Source organism: Victivallis vadensis (assembly GCF_003096415.1).
In the GTDB taxonomy this organism is placed as follows: Bacteria; Verrucomicrobiota; Lentisphaeria; order Victivallales; family Victivallaceae; genus Victivallis; species Victivallis vadensis.
In genome coordinates, this window is the sequence record NZ_QEKH01000002.1 from 259,192 (window position 1) to 272,279 (window position 13,088).

The following is a 13,088-nucleotide window of genomic DNA, read 5'->3' on the forward strand; positions in this document are numbered from 1 at the left end:
CCGTGCCATGACCGAAGAAGAAGTGCAAAATCGCCTCGGCGAACTCGAACGGCGTCTCGCCGAAGTTGAAAAACTCCTGCCCGCCCTGATCCGGCTCGCGCAGTCCCAGCAGCAGCGGCTTGAGGTGATTTCCGGCGTGCTGCTGCAAAGCTCCGATACGCCGGAGGAGATCCGGCGGGTCTATGAGCTGGCCGAGGCCTCCGCTCCCGAAATCCGGCGGAAGATCATCGCCCTGATCGATTCCGTCGCGACAGACGACGCGGAGGGAATGAAAGCGATGGCGGAGCGCATCCTGCGGGAATTCTCCCCGGTTTCGCCGCGGGAGTGACCGCATTTTCCCCCGGCGTTATTTGCTTTTAACCGTTTTTGAATGTAAATTAGGCGGAATGGAAAATAACTGAAAGGATTGGAGTGGGGGAAATGAACAAAGCCGTCCTGCCGCCGTCACTGTGCGCCCTGCTGTTTCTGGCCGGGTGTGTCTTTGAACCCTACCGGGAGACCGCCCGGTTCGACCTGACCGTCGCGCCGACTGAAGCCGCGCCGGTCCGCCCGGTGATGGTGCTTGAGCTGCGCAACGATTCCAGTTCCGGCCTCCGCATCCAGTCCCGCGCCGCTTCCGGCGAAGTCATCGGCGATCCCTACAACCAGTGGGTGCTGCCTCCCGGCGAGCTGGTCAGCCGCGCGCTGAATCTGGCGCTGCTCCGCGACGGGGCGCAGAATCCGCTGCCGCTCTCCGGCTCCATCGAACGCTTCGAGGTTGACCGTGCGGAGCGGCTTTTCCGGTTCAGCGGCTTTTATGCCGTGGCCGGAACCGGAAAAATGCGCCGTTTTGAAATCGCAACTCCCGTCACCGGCGACGGCGCCGAACAGGTCGCTTCCGCCGCCTCCGCCGCCGTGGCCGAGCTGGCCCGCCGGATCGCCGCCGACCACTTCGGGGACGGAAAACAGCAATGAACGCCCGGAGTCCGAGATCGCTGAAACAGCTCTGCATCGAAGTCGCCGACTCGGCGATCGCGCTGCGCGACGATCTTTGCTTGTTCTGCACCTTCAGCCGCCAGCTCGGCAAGGCGACGCTCGACGCGATCCGCCATCCGCGTAAAATCCGCCGCTACGATGTGTACTATTACATGGACAACTGCGGCAGTGACGCGATGCCGATCATCGCGCTGCTCGGCTTCCTGATCGGAGTGATTCTCGCGTTTCAGGCGATCGTGCAGCTGCGCCGTTTCGGCGTGGAGAGCTATGTGGTCAATCTGGTCGGCACCGTGATTGTGACCGAACTCGCGCCGCTGGTGACCGCGGTGGTGCTCGCCGGGCGGACCGGTTCGAGCTTCGCGGCCGAACTGGGAACGATGAAGGCCGACGAGGAGATCGACGCGATGGTCACGATGGGGTTCGATCCGGGGAGGTTCCTGCTTTTTCCGAAGATGCTTGCACTGTTGCTGATCATGCCGGGGCTGACCATCATCTCCGACGTCTGCGGCATCGCCGGCGGCATGGTGATCGTCTGCTCGATGCTGCAGGTCTCCACCGGGGAGTACCTGACCAAGACCTTTGAAATCATCCAGCCGATCGACCTGGCGCAGGGGTTGGTGAAAAGTTTCGTATTCGCCGTGATCGTCGCCGGAATCGGCTGCATGAAGGGGTTGAACGCCGAACGCAACGCGCAGGGGGTGGGCCGTTCCGCGACCAGCGCGGTGGTCACGAGCATTTTTCTGATCGTTGTAACCGATGCGATTCTGACCAGTTGCTTCGGCATCGCAAGCTAAAGGATATTGAATCATGAATGAAGCCAACAAAGTCAAACTCGGCGCTTTTCTGCTGATTTCGATCACGCTGCTGATCACGGCCTTCCTCGCCGCCGGAATCAGCCAGATTTTTTCGCCGAAGTTCCATGCGGTCACCATTTTGAATACCTCGGTGGAGGGGCTGGCGGTCGGTTCGCCGGTTAAATACCTCGGCATGCCGATCGGCAAGATCACCCGCATGGCGATGCGCGAAAACGACGGCTGCGTGGCGGTTTATTTCGACATCTTTCCGGCGGCGGTCGAAACCGAGGATTCCGACGACGACACCGGTACGGTCGCCGACATCGCCAACATCATGCACCGTAAGAACCTGATGTGCTTCATCAACGCCGCCGGAATCATGGGCGGCACCTATCTGGAGCTTTCGATCAACGAAAGCAGCCAGCCGGCGCTGCCCCATCTGGAATTCAAGCCGCAGCCCGGCGTCAGCTACATTCCGTCGCGTCCGTCGCACATCGGCAACGCGATCCAGAACATCAGCCGGATGCTGGACGAGCTGGAAAAGGTCAACTTCATCCAGCTCGCCGACAAGCTGAACCAGACCCTCGACAATATGAACGACATCCTGAACCAGAGCGAGCTGCGCAGTACCCTCAAAAGCGTGAACAACATCTGTTCGACGCTGGAGAACACGGTGCAGCGGCTGCAGACGGTGCTCTCCGACGCCAACGTGGAAAAGCTGAACCGTTCGATCGACAACATCGACATCAGCGTGCAGAACCTGAAGCGTACCGTCTCCAGCGACGAACTTTCCGCGACCGTCAAGAACCTGAATCAGTTCCTGACCGACGCGCGGCGGGTGCTGAACAGCGCGGAAAGCTCCGGCAAACAGCTCGGCGCCGAAGCCGGCCAGCTCAAGCTGAGGCTGGAAATGAGTCTGACCCGGCTCGACAACGCCCTGAAGGAGTTCGCCGATCTGGCCCGCAACATCAGCGCCGATCCCGGCCAGTTTGTCCGGGGCAGGCAGGAAAAACCGGTCCAGCCGGCGAAATAACCGTCTGCAGAATGGGGCCGCCGGGGGAAGGGAAAAAGCAAAACACGGGGAGCGGAATATGGGGGTTCTGAAACACGGCAGGCTTTCCGCCGCAATAGGGGTGGCGGTGTTTCTGCTGGCGATGTTCGCAATCCTCGGCCCCCTGCGTCCCGTTGAGCTTCTGCAGGATGACAAATCAACGCAGTATTGTTTCGGCCCGGTGTTCCGGCCGCGTAAGATTCCGGTGATACCGGCGGATTCCGGCCCGCTCTCGCGGCTTGCGGCCCGCACGGTGGCCGACACGCTGGCAGAGGCGCTGCCGGACATTCAGGTCGAACTGCGGGAATTGCAGGATTCCGCCCCGGTTCCGCCGCCGGAACCGCTTGCCGGGGTGGAGCCGCTTCTGGTCGCCTGCAGCGACAGGTCGCTGTTCCCGAAAGATCACACCCCGCCGCAGTCCGTGGTCGCGGTGCGGCTGGATACGCTCGATCGCGCTCTTTCGCATCACTGCCGGGCGTGGCCTTTCGAGGCCAACAGCGGCAACGGCATTTATTTTCACGGCGTCCGGCTCGCCGGTTCCGGTGTCCTGATGCGGAATCGGGCGGTCCGGCAGGTGGCCCGCAAATTGGCCGGTGAGTTCCTGAAAGCATGGAGAGTGCCTCCTGATACCGTCTGCGATCTTACGGAGGAGCTGCAGGCGTTCGCCGCGCCGGAGAATCGCTTCGGAGAGCTGGGCGGGCAATTGCTGCTGGCCGGTTCCGATCCGACCCGGAGCTGTTTTGAAATCCGCCGTTATCCGTTGACCGGCACCCCGGAGGAGACCGGGGAGCAACTGACTGCCCTGCTGCAGCGCAACGGCTTCGAGCCGGTCGAACGCCGGAACCGTCCCCGCCACCACATGGCGGCGAGTTGTGAAATCGACTTCGAGGGTGGCGACCGGCTTCAGGCGCGGCTGCACCTGCCGGACTGGTCGCGTCCCCGGCCGGAGAAAGGGAGTTTCAGCATTCCGCTGGATTGTGCGCTGCTCTACCTCAGCGAAATCTCCTCCGCCAAGCCTTCCCCGGAGGCCGTGACGCGCTTTCGGAAGCTGAAACCGCACTCCTTTTTGCGGGCGGGCGGCTTCTGCACACTGACCGGACGGACTCTGGCGGAGGAGTTCGACCGGGTCGCTGCCGATCCGCAGTATTCGGTTGCGGAGCTTTTCACTCTCTATTACACGACGCGCGGAACCGGGCAGCTCCCGGTCTGCGGGGAACGCCGCTCCGGACTGCTGACCCGGATCGCCGACCGGCTGGCGGAGGACCGGCAGTCCGCCGCTTTCATGAACCACATGTCCTCTTTGCGCAGTGAGGTGGGGCTGGAGAAAAGCTGCACCCCGGAGCAGGAGGCGCAACTGGGCAGGCTGCGGCCGCTGCTGGTGAAGCTGGACGGTCCCGAACTGGCCCGGACCGGAACCGCCGAACTGGAAGTGCCGCTGGAACTGGGTGCGTTCCTGCTGCGGATTTCGCCGTTCCAGCCGACCTGGCCTGCCCAGATGCTGACGGTGCAGAACCGGCCCGCGCCGGATGGGAAGCCGCGGTGCCGATTTGAAGGATGGAGTTCCGACGAGCCGTCCGGCGCTCTTTGCTGTTATTCGCGTTATCTGGAAGCCGACGGCCGTGCGGGGAGTGTTTCGATAGGGCCTCGGCAGTCGTTGAGCGAAGGTGAACTCCATTTTGAAGGCTCCATCGACGCCGGAGCCGGAAAGTTCCGGCTCAAGGTCCGGTATGAGCCATTTCCCGTGCCGCCCGCTCCTCCCCGCAAAGTCGATGTGGGCGGGTATTCCAGCCGTATGGATCTTCCCGGTATTGCCGTTCGGCGGCTCGTTATTCAGCCCGGCCAACCTGCTCCCGATTGCCGGAGGGCAGCTGGAATCGTGGCGGAATGCCTGACTCGCAACCTGCCCGATACAATCCGGGTTGAGTACCGTGATCCGTTCCTGACGCCGGTTACCGGTTCCGACTGGTTGGCCGAGACCGTTACGGTCCAGCTTCTCCGTCTGGACCGGAAGCCCGACGAGCTGCGGCTGGTGTTACGCACTTTGCCGTTTACCGCACTGCCGTATTTATGGGCTGACCAGCCGTTGAAACTCTACGCCGGAGCCATGGAATCCAGCCAATGGGAAAGTATCTATACGTTCACCCCGGAAAATGAGGCGGAGGCCCTGAAATTGGCGGCTGCCGGGCTGTCCATCTCCTACCCGGATTTCGCCATCCGCCGCTCCCTGCCGGAATATCTCTCTGCGGCACCGTCGAAACATGCTTTTTCCGGTTGGCCGAGTGGAACGCTGTTGCAGCGTGGGCGGACACCGGAGCAGCGCAGCGTCGAAATCTATTTTATCCCCTTTGGCCCTTCTCCGGCGGAAACTTGGCAAAAGCAGATGGAACTGTTGAAACATCATGGTTTTCTTCCGTCTCGTGCGGGAAGAAAGCTTTCCGCTTCCTCCGTTCTTCCCGAACGGTTCCGGGTTGAACACGTGGATGGACGTGTCGCGGAGCTGACTCTGACCGACCGGAGGGAACCGCAGAATGCGGACGGCCTGTTTCTGACTTTTTCCGAACCTGAACCGCACGCGCCCGGCGGCGAACGCTTTGAACGGTTCCGGCGCGAGGAACCGCGTTCTTTTCTCGCCGCCGGCGGGATTCGCACACTGACCGGGCCGAAGCTGAGCGAAACATTCGGGCAGCTCTGCCGGAACCCGGAACTTACCCTGCCGGAAAAATTGCAACTCTGGAGTGATACCGGTTTGCCGTATCATGCGGAAATCGCCGGGGCGCGCCGGAAATTGCTCACCGAAATCACCGACCGGATCGCCGGCATCAACGATCTTGGAGAATTTTGCACACAGGCCCGGCGGCTGCTTTCGTCGCTCAAACTTGACCGGTCCGTCACCCCGGAACAGGAGGCGCAGCTCGGCAGCGTGCGACGCTACGTATTGATCGTCGACGGTCCGGCCCTGCTCGAACAACGGCGTCTTGACTTTCCGCTGGACAAATCCAAACCGCTTCCCCGAATCGTGCTGATTACTCCATTCAACGCGGAGCTGCCGCCGCTCACTTTGGTCGCTGCCGATTTCAACAGCCCCCTGCCGGACGCGTATCAATGGAATCTTCGCGACGACTTTTCCATGAATACTCTGCAATGTATCGCCGGCGAAGCTGTCAGGGATGAGCTGCCTCCCGGCACGATCCGCATGTCGTTCACCGGTCTTTCCGGGGATTGCCCGATCCTCCGGTTCGTTTACCGTCCCAAAAGCAAAGGGAAACAGCCATGAAACGCCGGATTTCGATCTTGTCCGCCATTGTTCTTATTCTTCTGGCCACCGGAGGGCTGCTTTGGCTGCACTGTTCCGGGAAGGAGGGGGGCCCGTCTGAAATTGTGGAAAACAGCAGTTACGGTTGCAGCTTCAACTCGCCGGGGCCGCGGCTCCGGCGGGTGCTGCTGCTGGCAGGAACTCCCGATCCGCTCAGCCGCCGGGCTGCGAAGTATACCGCGGAGGAGCTGCGGCGTATTGTTCCGGCGGATGTCCGTGTCGAATACCGCGATCCCTTTACTGCCTCCGCACCTCAGGAACGGCTTGCCGACACCCTGACGCTGCTGGTCAGCGCGGCGGAGCCGGTCGAGGCGGCTGCTGCGGAAAACGCAGATAGGCTTTCATTTCGCTGTGATGCCGCATTCCGGAACTACGGCGGCTTTGTATTCCGCAACTGGAAAGGGCTTTCCTACAGTTCCGGTGATGGACACTATCCGTTCAAAACGGTGACGGTTTCCGTTCCGCCCGGGGCGCGGATGGCGGCGATCCGGCTGGCCGCCCGGAAATTAGCCGGGGAGTGCCGGCGCACTGTGAGCGGTACGATGGACAGATACCGGATGCCGGAGCTGCTTTACAGCCATCTCGCCGCTCCGGAAGGCTTCCCGGAGATTCCGGGCGGAATTTTGCTTCAGCGCGGCACCGCTCCGGATCTGCGCTGTATGGAGCTGTGGTACGTTCCCGCCGGAAACGATCCCGCCGCCCGGCGGGATGAGCTGCTCGCTTTCCTGCAAAGACAGGGGTTTGAACCCCGTGAACCCGAACGCCGGTATCTGCCGGAAACCGGAGAGCTTACGGCGATCCCGCTGCGCGGCGGCGACCGTTTCTCCGGGGCGCTGATTACGCCGCTGCCGTTCCCGGAGCAATGGCAGGGCCGGGCGACTCTGCGCCCGCCCGCCTGTTTCCTGCTGTATCTGATGGAGCGGGAGAGCGCCGTCCCCGCACCGGAAACGGTGCGCCGGCTGCGGCTGCAGCATCCGCTCGCGTTTCTGCAGTTGAATGGGGTGCGGAGCGCATCGGAGCAGGAGTTGCCGGAATGTTTCGACCGGCTCCTTGCACTTCCGGAGCTGACGCTGGACGACCGGCTTTTGCTTTACAGCCACAGCGAACGCAAATCCCCCTCTCCAGCCATAATCGATCGGCGGCAGCGGCTGCTTGCCTCGATCATCGACCGGATTGCCGCAAAACAGGGGAATCCGTCGCAGTTTTCGTCGGATGTTTCCAGTCTGCTGAGTACTTTGCAGTTCAATCGCCGCACCACTCCCGAACAGGAAAAACAGTTGGGCCGACTTGCTTCGCTGCTGCTGAAAATCGATGAAAAAGAGTTGTGTCCGGAAGGACGGACTTTCTTCGTCCCGATCTCCGGCAGGCCCTGTGTGGCTCTGCTCATCCCTGTGCCGCAGACTGTCGGGCAGTACTGTCTGGTTATCGCGCCGGAACAGGATGTCGTTTATCCGAAGGTCGCCTTCCGGCATCAGAATTTTGATCAAAGGGGCTTTGAATGGGGAGGAAGCAGCGGTGTCAAGTCGGAGTTCGGCATAGATTCCACTGCGTCCCAATACGCTCTTCGCGTGGAATGGACGCGCCATTCCGAGCGGGGACAATATGAAATCCGCATCGCCTACACGCCGCCGGACGCCGGGAAGAAAGGAAATTGATCATGCCGTTTCAAACAATTGATTTGGAAAACAACGCGTTCCAGCTTCCGCAACGAATGGAAGATGTGAATTGATCCGAATGACAACCAGAAAGAATGTTGCGATGTCCCAGATGAAATCCCTTATATCGATTTTCGCCGCCGTGCTGCTGCTGTTTTCTGCCGGGGCGGTCCAATCCGGACCGGCCCGGAAGGCGGCGCCGCAGGTGTTGTATTCCACCGCCTACAATTACAGCAGCGGACTTTCCGGCATCCGCGTCCGCCGGATTCTGATCCTGCCCGGCGCACCCGACGCACTGAGCCGCACCGCGGCCGAATATGCGGCCGAAGAGCTGCGCGTCCGATTGGGAAAAGCGGCCGAAGTCGAATACCGTGATGCTTTTACCGCGCCGCTGAAACTCGAACGGCTCGGCGATACCCTGACGCTGCTGGTTTCGCGGCTCTCACGGATACCGGAGACCCGGAAAACTCCGGCTGCCGCTTCCCCGGCTGCCGCGCCGCGCCTCGCTTTCCGGCTGGACCTGCTGCTTCATCCCTCCGGCGGCCGCCTCCGTTCGCGGCAGTTGCGCATCGCTCCGATGAACGGGAACAACCGTTCCGCTCTGGTGGTCGTTTCCGATCCCGCCGGAAACCGGGACGCCGCGGTGCGGCTGGCCGTCCGGCGGCTGGTCGCTCCCCTGCGGTTGCCTCCCGAAGAGAGCGTGCTGTACGAGATTCCCGATTACCTCTATGACCATGTCACGGTGATCAAAGAGCCGCTGATCGAACTGGACGGCACTCTGCTTCAGGCCGGTTTTACGCCCCAGCTGCGCCGCTGTGAGGTGTGGAGCATTCCGCTTGAGGAAAATGTCGCGGCGGACAGGAAGGAACTGCTGGAAGCGTTGGAGGATCAGGGATTCAGCGAAGCCGACGCGCCGCGCCGCCCCTTCGCCGGAAAGGCCGATCCGAACCGGATCGATCTTCAGTATGACGATCTGCTTCGGGCAACGCTGGTGATTCCGCCGTCCGCCGTTCCGGCCGGGGACGGCGTCACGCCGGACGGTTCCAACCGGTTCCTCCTTTACGTGTCGGAAACGGAGACCGAGCCGCTTTCCGGGAAAGCCGTCCGCCGCTACCGGAAGGAGCAGCCCCGCTCCTTCCTTGCCGCCGGCGGTTTCCGTTCTCTGGACGATGCGGAACTGGCCGATACATTCGACCGGCTGGCCGCGATTCCCGGCCTCACGCTCGGCGAACAGCTCCGGCTGTACCGCGATACCGCCGGTGAGGAACAGCGCGCCATTCTCGGCGACCGCCGCGCAAAGCTGCTCGCCGCCATCGTCGAGCGGATCGCCGCCATGCAGGCGGAACCGGCTTTCCCCGGCTATATGGCGCAACTGCTGGAAGCGATCGATTTCGCGACGCCGTCGCCCGGGCATGAAAAGCAGTTGGGCAAGCTGTGGCCGCTGGTTTTCAAAGCGGATGCGAAGCTGTTGCTCAAGGAGGGCAAACTCGCATTCAGCACGCCGTCCTCGAAGGATCCGAACCTGCTTCTGGTGATTCCGCCGCTGCGGCCGGGGGGGCGGCAATATTACCAGCTTATCACGCCGTCGCGCAAAGCCTCCGACGTTTCCCGGCTTTATTTCTCCTATCGGAATCTGGATCCGCGCGGCCGCGAGATCGGCAACTATGCCGGAAGCCGGGCGCGCGACGCCAAAGCTCCCTCCCAGACTTACAACCTGATGCTGGAGTGGGCCCGCAACCCGGAAAAGGAGTGTTATGATGTGCAGTTACGCTACACCGCCCCGACCCGGCGCTGGAACCGGTTCCGCCGCTGGCGCGACCGCCGCCGCCCGGATGCGGGGCGCCCCGGTCAGCGGGGCAATTTCAGCAGAACGGAGCCCAGAGCCGGAATTTCCAGTTCCGCCTCCGGCAGTTTCCGGGCCGGATGAACCGCAGTCGGAAGCGTTCCCCGGAACGGCGTATCGTCGGTATTTTCCACCAGCAGCCATTCGCCGTTGCGCATCAGCCGCAGCGGGCCGGAAGCGGGGTAGTGTTCGATGCCGCAGAAATTCAAAATACCGGCGAAGAACCGTTTCTCCTGCTCCGGCGAGAACAGCCGTTTCTCCGAGCCGTCGGCATTCAACTGCCACGGCAGCGCCCCGAAGTGGATCACACGCCGCCCGTTTTCCTGCTGAACCGCATAGACGGTTTCGCCCTGCGCGTCAGAGGCGAGCGCATCGCCCCGCATTCCGGCCACATAGGCGAGCGGCCTGCCGCCGATTCCCGGAGCGTCATACTCGAATGTCGAGCCGCTCAGCCCTTCCAGCAGCGGATGGGCGGACTGCGCAAAACGGATGCGCGTTCTGCGTTCCCGGACCGTTCCGCCGGTGGCGAACATGGTTTCCGCCGGCTCCTCTCCACGCGCCCAGGCGGCGCGGCTGGTGAAGTCGAAGGTTTCCGGCGCGATCGGGGCCAGCAGTTTCCGGGGGCCCGGCGCGGTCACGGTGCCGCCCCAGCCGAGCACCAGCAGATCCGCCCGGGTTTTCGCCAGTGCTTCGCGCATCCACGGATAGACGGCGGGCTGCTGTACGATTACGAGTTTGTAGCGGTCGAGCAGTTCCGGCGTCACATATCCCTCGGTCAGGAAGTCGAAAGAGGCGTTGAGTTCCAGCAGCGGCGCAAGCACGTGGAGCTGCTGCTGGATCAGGCGGTGCGGCAGCCAGCGGTCTTTTTCCAGCAGCGCGTGCAATGAAATCGACGGCAGGATCACCGCAACCTGGCTGAACTTTTCCGAGGTGCGCAGTTCCCGGACCTGCCGCATGTTGTCCGCCAGCATCCGCAGCAGCGCCGGGGTGACCGCCGAGCCTTTCATGCCGTGGTAGCGCGTCAGGTGGTTGGAAGGGGTGTTCTCCGGAAAATTTCCGAGTACGATCGGCATCGGCAGCACTCCTTCAAGCGCCGCATAGCGGGCATAGGTCAGCGCGCGCGGCGCGTCGATGTAAGGCGACCAGAGATCGTATTCCAGTAAATTGCGTTTGCGGGAGTGTCCCTCCACGTTGAGCCGGGTGTAGCTGAAAGTGGTGCCGCCATCCAGACCGTCTTTGCCGGGAACGCGCGGATAGAGGTTCGAGGAGTAGTAGAAGTCGAAATCGGGATTCAGCTCGATGAAACCGGGTTCAAGTCCGCGCAGGCTCATGGCGCCGACATAGTGCATGGTGCCGATCTGAGCGGCGGGGTCCTCTTCCCGGATGATCCGGGCGAGCGACGCGATGTAGTCCGCTCCGGCCCGGCTGCGCCAGTACGCCCACAAATAGGTCTGCGGGTCGAGCAGGATGTCGCCGTCGGAAGGTTGCGGCCAGCCGTCGGCGGGACGGCCCAGCTTTGCGGAGAACTCCCGGTATGCGGCGAGCGCCTCCGGGCTGAATCCGCTCAGATAGGTCATCTGCGGCCACGGTTCGGTGTCGTAGAAAAATTCGGGCGACATCAGCGTGTAGCCGAACACATAGGGATTGTGTTCCCTGTAATAGCGGACTGCTGCCCGCAGGCCGGTGCGGTATTCGTCGAGGAAGCCGCGGTCGAAGAAGTTGACGGTGCGGTGCTGTTCGCGCAGCCCGGTTTTCTCGCGCCCGTCCTTGGCCCGCAGGATCACGTCGCGCGGATACATCGACAGATTGCTGAACGTCGCCACCGGGTGGAACCGCGCCAGAATCCGCGTGCCGTACCGCATCGGCAGGTACATCTCGTTTTCGCCGGGCTGATAGCGGTAGTCCGCCCCGATCCTGCGTTTCGGCGCGTTGCGGAGTACATAAAGTCCCCGCTCCGAGGCATCGTAAGGCAGTTGCGAATAGACGTGGAACAGCTTCTCCGGCGTGACGCTGTAAAGCATCATCATATTCAGCTTGTCAAGCTCGGCCTGTCCCAGGCCGTCGGCCTTGAACTTCTCCGCCGGGGTGCGGGTCGAAACCAGCAGTTCACGCAGGAACGGCGGTTTCTTCCCCTTGCGCGTTTCAAGCCGCGCGCGGTACTGGAAATACCGGTTGCCGTCGGCGGCGGGGATGGCTCCGTTGACCGCCTTTTTCCACGCGGGGGAGGGGGCGTCCGGCGCGAACGGCTCCGGCGCGGTGCGGTATTCCACCTGTACTGCGGTTCCCGGGGGCTGTTCCGCGACCCAGCCGGTAAACCGGGCGGAAGCGTTTTCCCCGAGATCGATCACGCGCGTACTGAATACGCCCGCTCCGGAACCGTCGGCGGGGCGGATCACGCCGTCTGGCCCCAGCTCCGCCTGCTGTAAAATTCCCTGCGGAAAAGTTGCCGCGTTTTCCAGAAATTCCGCCGAGGCGCAGCAGAATGCCCAGCCGGCCAGCAGCATCAGGTAAAACTGTTTCATCGTCATTGTTCCTTACTGTTTGCTCAAATCCCACGCATCGCCGCTGCCGCGCAGCGGTCCGGACTGCGTTGTGGAGGCGTGTCCGTCCCAGTAGGCGATATTGGCTTTCAGTTCATGGCGGTAGGCGATCCGGTAACCGCTGCCGTAAACCGTGCCGGCCGGTCCGCTTTCTTCTCCGTTCAGAAGCGTGATATAGTCGTCGCGGTAACTCCAGTGCAGCTGGAAATCGAGGCCGTCCGCAAACTGGATTTTATTGGAGGGACGCTTCACCGAGTTGAGCTTGAAACCGCGAAACGTCAAAGCACCGCTCGTATTCGGCGCGCTGGTGTAGTTGAGTCCGAAACTCTTGTCCAGCAGATATCCCGCCGAGCCCGGAACGCTTCCTTCTAGCAGTGAAAAATTCGCTTTGGGGCAGATGAATTTGCGCGGCACCCGGCGGGTGGAAGAGATGTCCGGGTTCACTCCGAGGTAACTGCGGAATGGTGAAATCCGGTCGTATCCGGTCTGCGAACCGGCCGCCCCATAGGAAACCGGCACCGACCACCCGTCAAAATCGTTGCCGTACAGGATATTGGCCATTCCCAGCCCCTTGACCAGGCTCACGCAGCTTGCGGTGCGCGCCTTGTCACGGGCCTTGTTCAGCGCCGGCAGCAGCATACTCGCCAGTATCGCAATAATAGCAATCACTACGAGCAATTCAATCAATGTAAAATAATGTCTATTCATCTTTTCCCTCCGTCTTATAATGCCAAGTATGTTAATGTGCCGGGCATGTTTTTCTCGCTGCATTTGCTTGTCCTTTATCTTGTTACGCATCTTTATCTCCGCTGCAAGTCGGTCGTGTTTCTTTCAAAGGCCATTACAGGCAACAACTTTTATATTATGTTTACTTGTCCGGCCCGATGCCGTACGCTTTCAAGTCTCGCGTGGTCATG

General features: G+C 61.8%; 9 protein-coding genes. 7 read left to right on the forward strand and 2 right to left on the reverse strand.

The window, feature by feature from the left end; all coding sequences use genetic code 11:
• Nucleotides 1-7: 7 nt before the first annotated feature.
• The 7 genes from C8D82_RS02305 (at nt 8) to C8D82_RS02335 (ending at nt 9,715) form a co-directional block, all read left to right on the forward strand.
• Nucleotides 8-328 (forward strand): hypothetical protein, encoded by a 321-nt coding sequence (locus C8D82_RS02305; protein ID WP_116882652.1) that lies wholly within the window; start codon nt 8-10, stop codon nt 326-328.
• 92 nt (nt 329-420) lie between these two features.
• Nucleotides 421-954 (forward strand): ABC-type transport auxiliary lipoprotein family protein, encoded by a 534-nt coding sequence (locus C8D82_RS02310; RefSeq protein WP_116882653.1) that lies wholly within the window; start codon nt 421-423, stop codon nt 952-954.
• Nucleotides 951-1,769, forward strand: a complete 819-nt coding sequence (locus C8D82_RS02315; protein WP_116882654.1) for an MlaE family ABC transporter permease — start codon at nt 951-953, stop codon at nt 1,767-1,769. Before C8D82_RS02310 ends, C8D82_RS02315 begins: the two co-directional genes overlap by 4 nt.
• A 13-nt stretch (nt 1,770-1,782) precedes the next feature.
• Nucleotides 1,783-2,802 (forward strand): MlaD family protein, encoded by a 1,020-nt coding sequence (locus C8D82_RS02320; protein WP_116882655.1) that lies wholly within the window; start codon nt 1,783-1,785, stop codon nt 2,800-2,802.
• Between the two features lie 58 nt (nt 2,803-2,860).
• The gene (locus tag C8D82_RS02325; protein WP_116882656.1) at nt 2,861-6,094 is read left to right on the forward strand and encodes a hypothetical protein; all 3,234 of its coding nucleotides are present in this window, start codon (nt 2,861-2,863) and stop codon (nt 6,092-6,094) included.
• The gene (locus C8D82_RS20970; RefSeq protein WP_165832780.1) at nt 6,091-7,788 is read left to right on the forward strand and encodes a hypothetical protein; all 1,698 of its coding nucleotides are present in this window, start codon (nt 6,091-6,093) and stop codon (nt 7,786-7,788) included. Before C8D82_RS02325 ends, C8D82_RS20970 begins: the two co-directional genes overlap by 4 nt.
• A 103-nt stretch (nt 7,789-7,891) precedes the next feature.
• Nucleotides 7,892-9,715: a hypothetical protein gene (locus C8D82_RS02335; RefSeq protein WP_116882657.1), complete on the forward strand. Its 1,824-nt coding sequence runs from the start codon at nt 7,892-7,894 to the stop codon at nt 9,713-9,715.
• Here the strand turns inward: C8D82_RS02335 and C8D82_RS02340 are convergent.
• Nucleotides 9,637-12,153: a hypothetical protein gene (locus tag C8D82_RS02340; RefSeq protein ID WP_116882658.1), complete on the reverse strand. Its 2,517-nt coding sequence runs from the start codon at nt 12,151-12,153 to the stop codon at nt 9,637-9,639. The genes C8D82_RS02335 and C8D82_RS02340 overlap by 79 nt on opposite strands.
• Before the next feature lie 12 nt (nt 12,154-12,165).
• Nucleotides 12,166-12,879, reverse strand: a complete 714-nt coding sequence (locus tag C8D82_RS02345; RefSeq protein ID WP_187144157.1) for a type II secretion system protein — start codon at nt 12,877-12,879, stop codon at nt 12,166-12,168.
• Nucleotides 12,880-13,088 lie beyond the last annotated feature (209 nt).